The organism is [Clostridium] citroniae WAL-17108, from assembly GCF_000233455.1.
GTDB lineage: Bacteria > Bacillota > Clostridia > Lachnospirales > Lachnospiraceae > Enterocloster > Enterocloster citroniae.
On sequence record NZ_JH376420.1, the window covers coordinates 1,786,298 to 1,801,663 of the forward strand.

Annotated in this window: 13 protein-coding genes; 5 read left to right on the forward strand and 8 right to left on the reverse strand. The window is 50.2% G+C overall.

The window, feature by feature from the left end; translation table 11 throughout:
* Window positions 1-185: 185 nt before the first annotated feature.
* Window positions 186-1,373, forward strand: coding sequence for an iron-containing alcohol dehydrogenase (locus HMPREF9469_RS08055; protein WP_007860825.1), 1,188 nt, complete (start codon window positions 186-188; stop codon window positions 1,371-1,373).
* 122 nt (window positions 1,374-1,495) lie between these two features.
* Here HMPREF9469_RS08055 and HMPREF9469_RS08060 read toward each other — a convergent pair whose 3' ends face one another.
* The 6 genes from HMPREF9469_RS08060 to aspS all read right to left on the reverse strand — a co-directional run bounded on the left by HMPREF9469_RS08060 (window position 1,496) and on the right by aspS (window position 8,408).
* Window positions 1,496-2,092, reverse strand: coding sequence for a DUF998 domain-containing protein (locus HMPREF9469_RS08060; RefSeq protein ID WP_007860826.1), 597 nt, complete (start codon window positions 2,090-2,092; stop codon window positions 1,496-1,498).
* A gap of 169 nt (window positions 2,093-2,261) precedes the next feature.
* A complete protein-coding gene (locus HMPREF9469_RS08065) occupies window positions 2,262-3,551 on the reverse strand; it encodes an aspartate aminotransferase type Ic (RefSeq protein WP_007860828.1) in 1,290 nt (429 codons plus the stop codon).
* A 233-nt stretch (window positions 3,552-3,784) separates the two neighbouring features.
* Entirely contained in the window at window positions 3,785-5,227 is a 1,443-nt protein-coding gene (gene gatB, locus HMPREF9469_RS08070) for an Asp-tRNA(Asn)/Glu-tRNA(Gln) amidotransferase subunit GatB (protein ID WP_007860829.1), read from the reverse strand.
* Entirely contained in the window at window positions 5,224-6,711 is a 1,488-nt protein-coding gene (gatA, locus tag HMPREF9469_RS08075; protein WP_007860830.1) for an Asp-tRNA(Asn)/Glu-tRNA(Gln) amidotransferase subunit GatA, read from the reverse strand. Before gatA ends, gatB begins: the two co-directional genes overlap by 4 nt.
* A gap of 13 nt (window positions 6,712-6,724) precedes the next feature.
* Window positions 6,725-7,018, reverse strand: a complete 294-nt coding sequence (gatC, locus tag HMPREF9469_RS08080; RefSeq protein WP_007860832.1) for an Asp-tRNA(Asn)/Glu-tRNA(Gln) amidotransferase subunit GatC — start codon at window positions 7,016-7,018, stop codon at window positions 6,725-6,727.
* Between the two features lie 58 nt (window positions 7,019-7,076).
* On the reverse strand, window positions 7,077-8,408 hold the full coding sequence (gene aspS / locus HMPREF9469_RS08085; RefSeq protein ID WP_007860834.1) for an aspartate--tRNA(Asn) ligase: 1,332 nt from the start codon (window positions 8,406-8,408) through the stop codon (window positions 7,077-7,079).
* Window positions 8,409-8,968: 560 nt separating this feature from the next.
* Between aspS and HMPREF9469_RS08095 the strand changes: the two genes are divergently transcribed.
* The gene (locus tag HMPREF9469_RS08095) at window positions 8,969-9,493 is read left to right on the forward strand and encodes a ferritin-like domain-containing protein (protein ID WP_007860836.1); all 525 of its coding nucleotides are present in this window, start codon (window positions 8,969-8,971) and stop codon (window positions 9,491-9,493) included.
* On the opposite strand, the gene HMPREF9469_RS08100 is transcribed toward HMPREF9469_RS08095, so the two are convergent.
* On the reverse strand, window positions 9,480-10,952 hold the full coding sequence (locus HMPREF9469_RS08100; protein WP_007860838.1) for a glutamate synthase-related protein: 1,473 nt from the start codon (window positions 10,950-10,952) through the stop codon (window positions 9,480-9,482). The two genes, HMPREF9469_RS08095 and HMPREF9469_RS08100, sit on opposite strands and share 14 nt — an antisense overlap.
* A 209-nt stretch (window positions 10,953-11,161) precedes the next feature.
* On the opposite strand from HMPREF9469_RS08100, the gene HMPREF9469_RS08105 reads away from it, so the two are divergent.
* Window positions 11,162-12,517, forward strand: a complete 1,356-nt coding sequence (locus HMPREF9469_RS08105) for an MATE family efflux transporter (RefSeq protein WP_007860839.1) — start codon at window positions 11,162-11,164, stop codon at window positions 12,515-12,517.
* Window positions 12,518-12,519: 2 nt separating this feature from the next.
* Here the strand turns inward: HMPREF9469_RS08105 and HMPREF9469_RS08110 are convergent, their stop codons facing one another.
* Window positions 12,520-13,440 carry a LysR family transcriptional regulator gene (locus tag HMPREF9469_RS08110; RefSeq protein ID WP_007860840.1) on the reverse strand — a complete coding sequence of 307 codons (921 nt, stop codon included), beginning with the start codon at window positions 13,438-13,440 and terminating at the stop codon, window positions 12,520-12,522.
* Window positions 13,441-13,648: 208 nt separating this feature from the next.
* Between HMPREF9469_RS08110 and HMPREF9469_RS08115 the strand changes: the two genes are divergently transcribed.
* Both HMPREF9469_RS08115 and HMPREF9469_RS08120 read left to right on the forward strand, forming a co-directional pair.
* Window positions 13,649-14,521 carry a carbohydrate ABC transporter permease gene (locus HMPREF9469_RS08115; RefSeq protein WP_007860841.1) on the forward strand — a complete coding sequence of 291 codons (873 nt, stop codon included), beginning with the start codon at window positions 13,649-13,651 and terminating at the stop codon, window positions 14,519-14,521.
* Between the two features lie 16 nt (window positions 14,522-14,537).
* A complete protein-coding gene (locus HMPREF9469_RS08120; protein WP_007860842.1) occupies window positions 14,538-15,365 on the forward strand; it encodes a carbohydrate ABC transporter permease in 828 nt (275 codons plus the stop codon).
* Window position 15,366: the final 1 nt, after the last annotated feature.

Genomic DNA, 15,366 nt, shown 5'->3' on the forward strand with positions numbered 1-15,366 from the left:
TTTACAAATATTACAAATTACGGAATATCCAATTTACTCATGGGATAATACCTGGAATGTCCCTTTAGGAATACCGGTATTCCTTTTTCATACCTACTCATTTATGCCACGCCATGCTATCATATAGTTGTTAAATAAATAACATTAATTAACAACACTATTTCTCGTAAAAGGGAGGTTTTATCATGAGATTTACATTACCCAGAGATTTATATCACGGCGAACATGCATTGGATGCATTAAAGACTTTAACCGGAAAGAAAGCATTTGTAGTAGTTGGCGGCGGTTCCATGAAACGCTTCGGCTTTCTGGATAAGGTTGTGGACTACCTGAAGGAAGCAGGCATGGAGGTTCAGCTTTTTGAAGGCGTTGAACCGGATCCTTCTGTTGAAACCGTAATGAAGGGCGCAAAGGCCATGGAGGAATTTAATCCTGACTGGATCGTGGCCATGGGCGGCGGTTCCCCAATTGATGCGGCCAAGGCTATGTGGGCATTCTATGAGTACCCGGATACATCCTTTGAGGATCTGATCATACCGTTTAACTTCCCCACCCTGCGCACCAAGGCTAAATTCTGTGCGATTCCTTCCACATCCGGTACTGCCACGGAAGTAACCGCATTTTCCGTTATCACTGATTACAGCAAGGGAATCAAATATCCTCTTGCAGACTTTAACATCACCCCTGATGTGGCCATCGTTGACCCGGCACTGGCTGAGACCATGCCAAAGAAACTGACAGCCCACACAGGCATGGATGCCATGACACATGCCATTGAGGCATATGTGTCAACCCTTAACTGCGAGTATACGGACCCGTTAGCTCTCCATGCCATCGAGATGATTAACGAGTATCTGATACCTTCTTATAACGGAGATATGGAAGCCCGTGATAAGATGCACAATGCACAGTGTCTTGCCGGAATGGCATTTTCCAATGCTTTGCTTGGAATCGTCCACTCCATGGCTCACAAGACAGGTGCAGCATATTCAGGCGGCCACATTGTTCACGGTTGTGCAAATGCAATGTACCTGCCAAAGGTTATTAAATATAACTCCAAAGAACCTGAGGCCGCTGCAAGATATGCAAAGATCGCCAAATTTATCAACCTTCCTGGTACAACTGACCAGGAGCTGACCGATGCCCTCATTGCACGTATCCGTGAAATGAACAAGGAGCTGGATATCCCCACCTGTATCAGGGATTACGAAGGCGGCATCATTGATGAGAAGGAATTTATGGAAAAGCTTCCCGCCGTTGCCGAGTTGGCTGTGGGAGATGCATGTACAGGTTCCAACCCAAGGTCCATTACCCCGGCCCAGATGGAGAAGCTGCTTACATGCTGCTTCTATGATGAGGAAGTTACATTCTAATGCCCCCCAACGTGTTAGAGATATCTCTAATACACTCCATATAAACGGTTTGTTTTTACTGCCCGAAAAGAGGCGGAAGGGATTCGACCTTTCCGCCTCTTTTCACGTTGTTTTTTACATTGTTACCAACCGGCCCGGCCATGGTCCCGGCTCACCAGCAGACGTTCCATATAGCGCAGATATCCGCACAGCCCCACCACTAAAAACACCTCCAGGAAGCTGGTAATAAAACCCGCCATCAGGATCAGCACCAGGGAACATGCCGCCAGGATCCACATGATATTCCAGGCCCTGCGGTAGCGCGGTCTGTCCCTGCTGCTTAAAAAACGGAGAAAGCAAACAATACCCAATGTCAGAAGTATGGGGGATAAAAATGCCAGCAGCACATGAAGATGGGCTTTTATTGGATACTGCTGCGGAGTATAGGGAATCATAACAGCAGTGAGCAGAAATGCCGCAGCTGTGTACACAAAGCATTTTCCTGCCATATTCCTGTATCTTCCTATATGAAACAGGTACAGGATATAGATACAGTAATAAATGCCGGTGATAAAGCCCCAAAGGGCAAAGAGCAGCTTGTTGCCTGAGGTGTTGCCCAGCACGGACAGGTTCGTGGCGGTCCAGCTGTCAAGGGATGCCAGCAGTACCGTGGCGCCCGGTACTAAATAGATGGTAAAGAGATCGTATTTTCCTTTAAACCGCCCTGCAGCGCCTCTCATGGCCTTTGCCTCCTTATAGGATTTTCCCTTGCCTATAGGGGAGCTGCGGTGCACAGTCTTCCAAAACGGCAATAGGGAGCGGACTCGTTCTCACGAATGATCCGCTCCCTATCATTATCTGATAAAGCCTTTCATTTTACACTTGAATCATTTTCCTGAAAAGGATGCCTTAATCCATACCCTTCAGAAGTCTCTCCACGCTGGTCAGCTTTACGCACAGGGCAAACAGCTCAGATGCGGTAATCAGGTCGCCTAAAGGAGGATAGGTGGGAGCAATACGGATATTGCTGTCATGGGGATCCTTTCCATATGGATAGGTTGCCCCTGCAGGGGTCATCACAACGCCTGCCTTCTTACACCTGGCAACAATCTCCTTGGCACATCCGTCCATGGAATCAAAGGAGATAAAGTAACCGCCCTTGGGCTGTGACCACTGTCCGATTCCCAGTCCTCCCAGCTCTCTTTCCAGGATCTCCTCAACAGCCTCGAACTTAGGGCGCACAATGTCGGCATGCTTTCTCATGTGCTCCACCATGCCGTGGATATCTCCGAAAAAGCGTACATGGCGCAGCTGGTTTACCTTGTCATGGCCAATGGTCTGGTTCTTTAACTGTGCCTTGATATCCTCCAGGTTGTTGTGGGAGGTGGCAAGGGCCGCGATGCCCGAGCCGGGGAAGCTGATCTTGGAGGTGGAAGCAAATTTATAAACCATATCAGGGTTGCCTGACCGCTTGCACTCTGCCAGGATTTCAATCAGATGGTCCTGGTCATGGTCGTACAGATGGTGTACGCCGTAGGCATTATCCCAGAAGATCCTGAAATCAGGCGCAGCCGGCTCCAGCCTTGCAAAGCGGCGCACAGTCTCGTCTGAATAGGAATAGCCCTGAGGATTGGAGTACTTGGGCACACACCAGATTCCCTTAATAGTGTCATCGGAAGACACCAGCTCCTCCACCATATCCATATCAGGGCCCTGGGGAGTCATGGGCACATTGATCATCTCAATGCCAAAATATTCTGTAATAGCAAAATGCCGGTCATATCCGGGAACGGGGCAGAGGAATTTCACCTTATCCAGTTTGCACCAGGGGGTATTCCCCATGATACCGTGGGTCATGGCCCGTGATACCGTATCATACATAACGTTCAGGCTGGAGTTGCCATACAGGATAACAGTGGAAGGATTCACCTCCATCATGTCCGCGATCAGTTCTTTGGCCTCATCAATACCGGTGAGCACACCATAGTTGCGGCAGTCTGTTCCGTCTTCGCAGGTCAGGTCATCATTGCTGCTTAAAACATCCATCAGACCCATGGAAAGGTCCAGCTGCTCCACGCAGGGCTTGCCTCTGGACATATCCAGCTTCAGGTCCTTTCCCTGCAGTTCGCGGTACTGTGCTTTCAGTTCCTTGCGCAGTGCCAGAAGTTCTTCTTTGGTCATCTCTGCATATGGCTTCATAATATCCTCCTTGATACCCATCATATTCTTTTTTCATTAATCGGCCCGTATCTGAACCGTGCCTCAAAATTCGTCCGGCTGCCGGTGGTTTGCCATATGGTTTTGTAGTTACCAGGCACACATCTGTCAGCCAGTGGTTTACACATTCGTGCATTGTACACAAGCATACACCAACTGGAGCGTTCCGTCAATACAAAATTTTCTTATTACTAATAAAAGTTACGCTTATAAAGCTATTGTACTGAAAGAAATTCTTTTACGATCCGGTTGACCATGGCCGGGTCCGCCTTGCCTTTCATGGCCCGCATGGTCTGGCCCACCAAAAAGCCCATGGCCCTTTCCTTTCCGTTCTTATAGTCCTCCACGGACTGGGGGTTGGCTGCGATCACATCCTCCACTGCGCGTTTTAAGGCGCCCTCATCATTGACCACCTTAAGCCCGTGCTCCGTCACGTAAGCCCGGGGATCCACGTCATTCATGAATATTTCCTCAAACACGGATTTGGCCACGGTCCTGTTGATCTCTGATCCTTCCACCATGGCGATCAGGGCTGCCAGATTGGAAGGTGAGAACCGGATGTCATCTACATCCATCCCCTGCTCCTTTAACAGCCTCATGGCCTCCACCATCAGCCAGTTGGACACCTCCTTGGGCCTGTTACACAGCGCCACGGTCTCCTCAAACAGGTCAGCCATATGCTTGGAACTGGTGATCAGATCCGCGTCATATGCGGGCAGACCGTACTCCGCCATGTAACGGCTGATCTTTTCAGTGCGCAGCTCCGGCTGCTGTGCCCTGACGCGGGCGATCCACTCATCGCTAATGACAACAGGCGCCAGGTCCGGGTCCGGAAAATACCGGTAATCCTGGGCATCCTCCTTGGAGCGCATGGCCCTGGAGCTCTCTTTGTTGTCATCCCAGCGGCGTGTCTCCTGGATGACCCTTTTCCCCTCCTCCAAACGCTCGATCTGACGCTTTCTCTCCCCCTCAATGGCCCTTGCAATGGCTTTAAAGGAGTTAAGGTTCTTCATTTCCGTCCTGGTCCCCAGTTCACGGGTTCCCGCTTCGCGGACAGACAGGTTCACATCCGCGCGCATGGACCCCTCCTGCAATTTGCAGTCGGAGGCGCCCAGGTACTGGATGATCAGGCGCAGCTTTTCAAGGTAGGCAATGACCTCCTGTGCATTTCTCATATCCGGCTCTGATACGATCTCGATCAGGGGCACGCCGCTTCGGTTGTAGTCCACCAGAGAGCAGTCCTCCCACTCATCATGGATCAGCTTTCCCGCGTCCTCCTCCATATGGATCTCATGGATCCCCACCTTTTTTGCCACCCCTGAGGGCGTCTCTATCTCCACCCAGCCGTGGCGGCATATGGGCAGGTACAGCTGGGATATCTGATAGTTTTGGGGATTATCCGGATAAAAGTAGTTCTTCCGGTCAAATTTACAGTACTGGTTGATCTCACAGTTGGTGGCAAGGCCCACGGCCAGCGCATATTCCACCACCTGGCGGTTCAGCACGGGAAGGGAACCCGGCATACCGGTGCACACCGGACAGGTGTGGGTGTTGGGGGCGCCGCCGAATTCAGTGGAACAGGAGCAGAAGATCTTGGTTTTGGTGGCCAGCTCCACATGGACCTCCAAACCAATGACGGTTTCATACTGTTTACTCATAATGTTCCCTCCTCCCTTGCTCCTCCCGCTGTCAGGGACGGAGCCGTAAAGTCGTGTGCGCTCTCATAGGCATAGGCTGCGCGGATGATATTCTTCTCCTTAAAGCAGTCTCCGATCAGCTGAAGGCCGATGGGAAGCCCTTTTGAATCCATCCCGCAGGGTACGGTGATGCCCGGGAGTCCCGCCAGGTTTACGGATATGGTATAGATGTCCCCCAGGTACATTTTTAACGGGTCCTTAAGGGATTCACCCAGCCGAGGCGCCGTGCCCGGGGACGCGGGGGCCAGGATCACATCATAGTTTGAAAACGCCTGGTCAAATTCCTTTTTGATCAGAGCCTTGGTGCGCAGCGCCTTCAGATAGTAGGCGTCATAGTAGCCGGAGCTGAGAACAAAGGACCCCAGCATGATGCGGCGTTTTACCTCCGGGCCAAACCCTTCGGAGCGGCTCTTCTTATACATGCTGTGAAGCCCCTCATACTCAGGGGTCCGGTATCCGTATTTCACCCCGTCAAAACGGGACAGGTTGGAGCTGGCCTCCGCGGAAGCGATGACATAATAGGCCGGGATCGCGTAATCCACCAGCTGCAGGTCAAAGGTTTCCACCACAGCGCCTTTTTCCTTTAGCACATCCGCTGCCCGGAGCACTGCGTCCTTCACCTCACGGTCCAGGCCCTGCCCCAGATAGGGTTCCGGTATACCGATTCTCATTCCCTTTACGTCCTCTTTAAGAGCGGCGGTAAAATCACAGTCCTTCCGTTCAAGGGAAGTGCTGTCTTTTGTATCATGGGATGCCAGAACCTCCAGTATGGCTGCACAGTCCGCCACATCCTTGGCAACAGGGCCGATCTGGTCCAGGGATGAACCGTAGGCGATCAGGCCGTACCGGGACACGGTGCCGTAGGTGGGCTTGATCCCCGCAACACCGCAGAAGGAGCTGGGCTGGCGGATGGATCCGCCCGTATCAGATCCTAAGGCATAGAAGCACTCCCCTGCTGCCACGGCCGCACAGGAACCGCCTGATGATCCCCCGGGCACATGTTCCGTGTTCCACGGATTCCTGGTAACGCCAAAAGCAGAGGTCTCCGTGGTGCTTCCCATGGCAAATTCATCCATATTTGTCTTTCCCAGAATAACGGCTCCCGCCTGTTCCAGGTTTGAGACAGCCTGGGCCGTATAGGTGGGGATAAAGTTTCTGAGGATATTGGAACTGCAGGTGGTCCTCAGCCCTTTGGTGCACATATTATCCTTTACGGCCATGGGCACGCCTGCCAGCGGCCCTGTAAGGGCTCCGTCCTCGATCTTAGCCTGTACCGCGGCCGCCCTTTTTAGTGCGCCTTCCTCATCCACTGTCACGTATGCGTGGATGGACGCCTCCCATGCGCGGATCTGTTTTAAGGCAGCCCTGGCCGCCTCCATGGCAGTGACTTCCCCTGCCTGTATCTTTTTCCCCAGTTCCAGGGCAGTTAAATCAAGTATATCCATTGTCTTCGCCCTCCTATTCCACTGTTTTCGGAACCTTGAACGCGCCATCCTTTTGCTCAGGCGCATTTGCAAGGATACTGTCACGCTCATCCCTGTTGGTCACCACATCCTCCCGGAACACATTGGTCACCGGGAACACATGGGACATGGGTTCCACGCCGGATGTGTCCAGTTCATTCAGTTTATCAATATAATCCAGCATGCGGCCCATATCCTTTTTGGCAGCTTCCTTTTCCTCATCGGAAAGCTCCAGCTTTGCCAGAATGCCCACATACTCGATGGTTTCATCGCTTATAATGTTTGCCATGGTAATACTCCTCTCTGATTCCGATCATGTCTCTTTCCAGATATGTCTCTCCCGCGTCCTATGGTTCCAGCCTTGTCACATCCCTTGGGAACATGCAGGTCTCCCTTACATTCTGTTCATCCAATAGCCGCATGGTCAGGCGCTCCAGGCCGATTCCCAGGCCGCCGTGGGGCGGCATTCCGTACTTGAAGATCATGAGATAGGACTGGATATCCTGGGGATCCATGCCCCGCCTGGTCATTTTCTCAATGATCCGGTCATAGTCGTGGATCCTCTGTCCTCCTGTGGTCACCTCCAGCCCGCGCAGCAACAGGTCAAAGCTCAGTGTGAACTTGGGATCCTGCGGGTCATCCATGGCATAAAAGGGACGCTTTTTGGAGGGGTAGTGGGTCACAAACACAAAATCACTGCCTGACTTTTCCTTAAAGTAGCGGCCGATCAGCAGTTCCTCCTCCGGCTCCAGGTCATATGGGTTGCGGATCTTCCTGTTATATGCTTCAGATACCAGCCGTTTTGCCTCATCAAAGCGCACAGCAGGGATGCGGCTCACATCCGGCAGGGTTACCTTTAGCAGATCCAGCTCCTTTTTGTAATCCTGTTCCAGCAAAGCCATGACGTACTGGAGCATACCTGTCTCCATCTCCATCACATCCTCAAATCCATCGATATACCCCATCTCAAAATCCAGGCTGGTATATTCGTTCAGATGGCGGGTGGTATTGTGCTTTTCTGCCCGGAACACAGGGGCTGCCTCAAATACCCTGTCATAGACTCCCACCATGGTCTGTTTATAAAACTGGGGACTCTGGCCCAGCTCTGCTTTTTTATTGAAGTAATCCAGACGGAACACATTGGAACCGCCCTCCGCGCCTCTGGCCACGATTTTGGGCGTATGGATCTCCGTAAAGCCCTGGCTGAACAGATAGTCCCTGAATCCTCTTACGATCCCTTCCTGTATCTTAAACTTTGCCCGCTCCCTGATATTTCTCAGTGAAATGGGACGCAGGGCCAGTTTGGTCTCCAGGGAAGTGTTCAGCTTCCATTTGCTGATGGCAATGGGCATGGGCTGTGCAGGCTTGGACAGGACACGGATGCCCTGCAGGCGGATCTCAAAGCCCTGGGGCGCTCTCTCCTCCCCACGGACCGTTCCCGTCACCTCCACCGTGCTCTCCTCCTTCAGTTCCCTGATATCAAACCCTGATTCCCTTCCCTCGTATACACACTGTACCAGCCCTTCCGCCTTTCTCAAAACAATGAATGAAATCTCCCCCATCTGACGTATGGTGTGGACAGCGCCATTCATATGAACCGTCTTCCCGTCATAATCCCCGCTTCGTATATCCCGGATACCCAGGACAGCCTTCTCCTTAACTCCGCTTACAAAATCCATGGTTGTTTCTCCTTTCGGAACGTGTTTGGTATACTTTGACATCCGGTTCCGGAACATTTCCAGGAAAATGCAAACGGCTTTTCCAATACAACAAAAACGCCCCGGAACACAGTAACTGCATTCCGGGACGGGATTTCATTCATATGATATTCCCGCGGTACCACCCGCATTGGGATCCGGGCCTGTATGCCTGCCTTCCTGTACGCTAATACAGTCAGAGCACATCATACGGTGTCAGTTCCCCTCTCTTTGTACGTAACGTGTACAACGGATATACCTACTGCCGGCCTTAACCGCTTCAATATATCAGCTCCGGAGTGTTCCCTTTGCCCAGTCCTGCGCGGAGGCGCTCTCAGTCGGTGACGCCTTCCTTCCTGTTACATTTCTCAGGCAAGAGTCTCTTTCATTGCTTTTAATTATTTATCTAATAAAATAGTACATTCATCCGCTAAAGTCAAGAACCAAAATTTACAACTTTTGATTTTTAGAAAATTTGTATATTCCATAGTCATATTTCATACATTACACTATGAAAACTTTATATTATAAAGGAGCTCACCATGTTATCCTTGGATCATTTCCATTTTTCCTCAGACATGCCGTACCCGCCAGTAAAGGCTGAGGAAAAGAATCCGGCCTATGCCAGGGTCATACTGGACAATGTAGGCGGCGCCAATTCTGAGATGTCAGCCATAAGCCTTTATGTTTATAACAATCTGATGACGGAATCAAATAAGGAGATTGCCGATGTTTTCCGCAGGATCAGCATTGTGGAAATGCATCATTTGGAAATTTTTGGAAAATTAGCATTGCAGCTGGGAGAAGATCCCAGGATGTGGACCCAGTACGGATGCAAAAGGACTTACTGGTCTCCCAGCTACAACCAGTATCCCCGGGAACTTCCTGCCCTGATGCGCAATGCCATCGACAGTGAGAAGGCGGCCATCAGCAAGTATCAGCACCAGATATCATACATACGGGATGAAAATATCACGGAAAACCTGCGCCGTATCATCATGGATGAACGGCTTCATGTGGAAATCCTGGAACAGGTCTATGCTTCCAGCTGCTCTATGCATGTCTGATATTTGTGAACTCAGAGATCTCCCTGCTGATGGTGCACAGGTCATCCACATCCATGTCATGAATATTGTGGTGGCCCGTGATCCTTGCAAAGGTCTTTATCTCCTCCAGAGAGACATTTAAAAAGTTTGCCACCCTCTGCGCTGCCGCATCCATAGGCAGGCGGCGGCGCAGAGCCTCATCCTGGGTAGCCACCCCAACCGGGCACATACCGGTCCCGCAGATGCGGTACTGCTGGCAGGCCGCTGCGATCAGGGCCGCTGATGCGATGGCCACCGCATCGGCACCCATTGCCAGAGCCTTTGCAAAGTCGGAGGACACCCTGAGCCCGCCTGTGATCACCAGTTCCATGTCCGCTCCCACCTCATCCAGATATTTTCTTGCCCGGTACAGGGCATAGATGGTAGGTACGCTGGCGGAGTCCCTGATCAGCTTGGGGCTGGCCCCTGTGGCTCCGCCCCGGCCGTCTATGGTAATAAAATCCGGTCCTGCATACACGCAGAACTCCAGATCCTTTTCGATCCTGCCTGCCGCGATCTTAATTCCAATGGGCCTGCCTTCAGACTCCTCCCTGAGCCTGTCCACAAGAGCCTTCAGGTCTTCCTTGGAGTCGATCCCCGGGAAACGGGAGGGACTGATCACATCCCGGCCCAAGGGCTTGCCGCGCACAGCCGCAATCTCCGGTGTCACCTTGCTGCCGGGCAGATGACCGCCCATTCCCGGCTTTGTGCCCTGTCCGATCTTAATCTCAATTGCATCTGCACGCCGCAGGTTCTCCTCCGACACACTGTACAGGTTTGGTACGTATTCAAATATATACTTGTATGCGGCCTCCCTCTCCTGCGGGAGGATCCCCCCTTCACCGGAACACATGGCAGTGCGCGCCATTGCGCTGCCCATTGCCAGGGCTGTCTTTGTCTCCTTTGACAGGGCGCCAAAGGACATATGGGAAATGTAGACCGGATGCTCCAATACCATAGGCTTCCTGGCCTTTTTGCCAATGATGGTCTCCGTCTTCACCGGCGCGTGCTCATCTAACGGCATGGGATTTAACTGGGCGCCTAAAAACAGGATGTCATCCCATCCCGGCATACTCATCTGTGTGCCCATGGCAGCTATGATGGACTTGCCCTTGACAGCCATCTCATGGATTTCATCCATATACCGGCTGTCCGTGCCTAACCTTGCGTATTCCGGATCATAGGGAAGGGCTTCCCTTTTCTCCGGGGAAGCCGGGGCGGATGCGGCCGAGGCCGGGGCAGCAGATACGGGGGCGGCCGGGGCGGACACAGACCCGGACAGACGGCTCTCATTCCCGGACACGCTGGGGACACCCCCGGCCGGCACCAGCTTATCGGAGGCAACTCTGCAAACCGGACAGACCTTTAATTCACGGACCGGAACCCCCTCTTTTTCTTCATCATACATGGAACCACAGAACCTGCAGCGGTATATTGCCATAACTTTACCCCTTTCTTATCCGTCTTGCAATAATAGTAATCGTTACTATTTTAAATATACCATAAATCCCACCGTCTGTCCAGACAATATTCAGCAAACATTAAAAAGCAGATCCCCCGCCTGCCTTCATAATACCTGCGCCCATTGACTTTACTATATGGATAATGTTACAATAACCACTATGCACAAATGAGAAAGGATGTTATTACATGTCACAAGAAAACAAGATGGGCACCATGCCCGTCCGCAGATTACTGATCTCCATGTCCCTGCCCATGATCATTTCCATGCTGGTCCAGGCCCTGTATAATATCGTGGACAGTGTCTTTGTTTCCATGATCAATCAGGCGGCCCTCACCGCGGTCTCCATGGCGTTCCCCATCCAAAACCTGCTGATCGCGGTTTCCGCTGGAACATGCGTGGGCGTCAATGCCCTGCTGTCCCGCTCCCTGGGCGAAAAAAATGCCAAGAATGCCAATCTGGCGGCTGCCAACGGACTGTTTCTGGCATTTCTAAGCTTTCTGGTATTTGCAGTCTTTGGCCTGTTTGGGGCAAGGCTGTTCTTTGAAAGCCAGACAGATAATCCCGTTATCATTGAATACGGCGTTCAATACCTGCAGATCGTCTGCATTTTCAGCTTTGGCCTGTTTGGGGAAATGATGTTCGAGAGGATCCTCCAGTCCACGGGGCAAACCTTCTACTGCATGATCACCCAGGGAACAGGGGCCATTATCAACATCATTCTGGACCCCATCCTGATCTTTGGTCTGGCGGGTATGCCCAAGATGGGGATCCAGGGCGCTGCCGCTGCCACCGTGTTTGGGCAGATCGTGGCCATGGTGCTGGCCGGATGCCTGAATCACGCCAAGAATAAGGATGTGCGCATCAGTTTTAAGGGCTTTCGTCCCCATGGAAGGACCATATCTGTCATCTACCAGGTGGGCGTTCCTTCCATTATAATGCAGTCCATCAGTTCGGTCATGACCTTTGGCCTGAACAAGATCCTTATCACCTTTTCAGAGACAGCGGTGGCTGTGTTCGGCGTTTACTTTAAGCTTCAGAGCTTTATATTCATGCCCATCTTCGGCCTCAACAACGGCATGATCCCTATTATTGCCTACAACTATGGAGCCAGGAACCGGAAGCGTATCATGGAAACCGTGCGTTTAAGCATTGGGATCGCGGTGGGGATCATGTTCATCGGACTGACCGTGTTCCAGCTCATGACCCCGCAGCTGCTCATGCTCTTCCAGGCGGACGCGGACATGCTGTCCATCGGCGTCCCGGCCCTGCGCATCATCAGCCTCAGCTTCCTGTTTGCCGGATACTGCATCATCGTAGGTTCCGTGTTCCAGGCCATGGGCAACGGTGTCTACAGCCTGATGGTATCCGTAGCCAGGCAGCTGGTATGTATCCTTCCCCTGGCGTACTTTTTTGCCAGGACCTTTGGGCTCCACATGGTATGGTACTCCATCCCCCTGGCTGAGATCACCTCGGTAGTGCTCAGTTCCATCCTGTTTCGGAAGATCTATGTGGAGAAGGTACGGCCTCTTGGGGAAAAGTAATCCTAATTATGGAAAAGATGGGGTAAAAATTTAATAAAGTCCATTGCCTCCAGGGAAAGATCCTTATGTTTTTTATAAACCACCGCATAGGAGCGGATGGCAGTTTGGTTGAGAATCCGGCAGTATATAGGCTGCCGGATATTTTTATGGATTCGTTCCGTCACTAATTCCGGTACAAAGCCAACTCCCATTCCAACCCCGATCAAAGTATTGATGGCATCCCAATTGGTAAGCTCATACAGAATGTTCGGCCGAAATCCGGCTGCCTTACATAAATCCATCCCCATTCGGTAAAAACGCTGCTCCGGCTTTAAAAAGATAAAGGATTCATCCTTTGCATCAGACAGGTCAATAAAAGGGAAGTCTCTGGCAAGGGAAGATTTCAGTTTGGAGCGCAAAGGGCTGGAGGATGGAATAGCAAACAGGATCTGTTCCTGCTGCAAAACCTGATATTCCAGGGAGCCTTCACTTCGCAGAGGCAGTGGGATCAAACTAAAATCCACCTCATCTTTTAATACCATCTCCTCCAGAGCCAGTGAAGTCCCCTCCACAATATCAATATGGATTCCCGGATAAAGCCTGTAAAAGGACGGAAGGATCTTGATCAGATAATAGGAACTGTAAAATGTTGATATACCCATCCGAATATTGCCTCTTTTCATGAGCGCAATATTTACCATATGTTCTTTCAGCTGATGGCTGAGTCTTAAAATATTTTCTCCCTCTGACACAAACAATTCCCCGGCAGAGCTCAATTTCACGGAATGCGTACTTCTCTCAAACAGGCTTACGCCCAACTCCTGTTCCAACCGTTTTACCGCCAGGCTGAGGGCCGGCTGGCTTATGAAGCATTTGGCGGCAGCGGCAGAAAAGCTCCCCTCCTCTGCGATGGTACGTATATACTCAATATCCTTTAGCTGCATGATTTTAACTCCTTTTTACAAGAAAGAGGACAAGGTTTTACAGGTTTTTTTCATAAGTTTTACTTATAAATTTATTTTATAAATCTATTATAAACAAGTATTTCATTTTTGACAATATTCATCTTATAATTCCAAATGTGACAATCATTACACAGATTGAGGGAATTTCGTCAGGATTTATAAAATTTATTTATAAGGAGGCATCAGCATGAAACGATCAGATGTCATCGCCGCAGGGCTGCTTTTATTTCCGGCATTTGCCTGTTTGACCTTGTTTAATTTTCTTCCAGTCATAAGAAACGTACTTTTAAGCTTTACGTCCTGGAATATGGTTGTGGGGGATCCGAAATTTGTGGGTCTCAATAATTATAAGGAGCTATTCACCAGCCAGGATTTTAGAAACAGCGTGATCGTTACAGTCCGCTATGCACTAATGTTTGTTCCCCTAACCATAGCCCTGGGATTTCTCCTTGCATCCCTTTTGGCCAGAAAAAGCGCGGTCAATGTGCTGTACAGAACCATCTTTTTTGCCCCCTATGTAACATCCATGGTAGCCATGTCAGCCGTCTTCCTTTTTATATATCATCCTCAGTACGGAACACTGAATACGCTGCTGAAATCCCTGGGAATTGAACCCCTGCAGTGGCTAAACAGCAAAAAGACGGCGCTTCCATCCCTTGTTGCGATGAATTGCTGGAAAACAACCGGTTTTTGCGCCGTGGTTTATTTGGGAGCACTGTTAAATGTGTCAGATGAGTTGAAGGAGGCAGCTGAGATCGATGGCGCCAGCAGACTGCAGAAACTTTGGCTCATAGAAGCGCCTTTGGTTTCCCCCACTACCTTTATGCTGGTGATCACAGTGACGATCGAGGCATTTAAAGTATTTACACAGATCAATGTCATGACATCAGGAGGGCCGGATTCCGCTACCACAAATATGCTCACCTACATGTTTGTACAGGCATTTGAGCAATTTCGGGTAGGATATGGTGGAGCAGTGGCAGTTATTATGCTTTTAACAGTCCTTATCATTAATTTTGTTCAGATGGCTTTTGAGAAATATGTAAATTATGACATATAAGAGAGGAAAACAGGTTATGAAGAAACGATTTACGGTCTATGACTTTATAAGGCATTTAATCCTGATCTCCTTTGCTGCAGTCATATTGTTTCCTTTCCTGTGGATGATATGTGCTTCCTTTAAGGAGGAACAGGATGTGTTTGTTGAAAACTTTCACCTTTTCCCCAGCAGTTGGAAATTTGAAAATTATGTGGATGCCTGGAATGCAGCACCCTTTGGAGCATTTTTCATCAACAGCATGAAAGCGGCAGCCATTTCCGTTGTCTGCCAGACCACATTCTGCTCCATGGCGGCATATGCCTTTGCCAAACTGCAATTTCCGTTTAAAAAAACGCTTTTTTCTCTTATGCTGGCCATGCTCATCCTGCCCGAGGAGGCAGCCATTATTTCAAATTATCTTCTGGCTCAAAAGCTGAACCTGGTAAATACCTCTTTTGGGGTGGCTATGATGCAGCTGGTAAATGTATTTAATATTTTCCTGATGCGCCAGATTTTTATGACCGTGCCCGATGACCTGATCCAATCAGCCAGTCTGGACGGATGCGGCAGTATCCAGGTATTCTGGCATATCATTCTTCCAAATGCCAAAAGCAGTATAGCAACGGTGGCACTGCTGTCATTCCTAAATTCATGGAATAACTATATGTGGCCTTATATGGTAACGGATGAGAACCGTTTCCGGACCCTGCAGATCGGTCTGCGATATCTGATCAGACCTGATTTGGGTCCCCAATGGCCCATGATCATGGCTGCTTCCACTATGATCCTGATACCTGTAATGATGCTGTTTGTTTTCCTTCAAAAGTATTTTGTGGAAGGAATGCTTACATCAGGAATAAAATAAA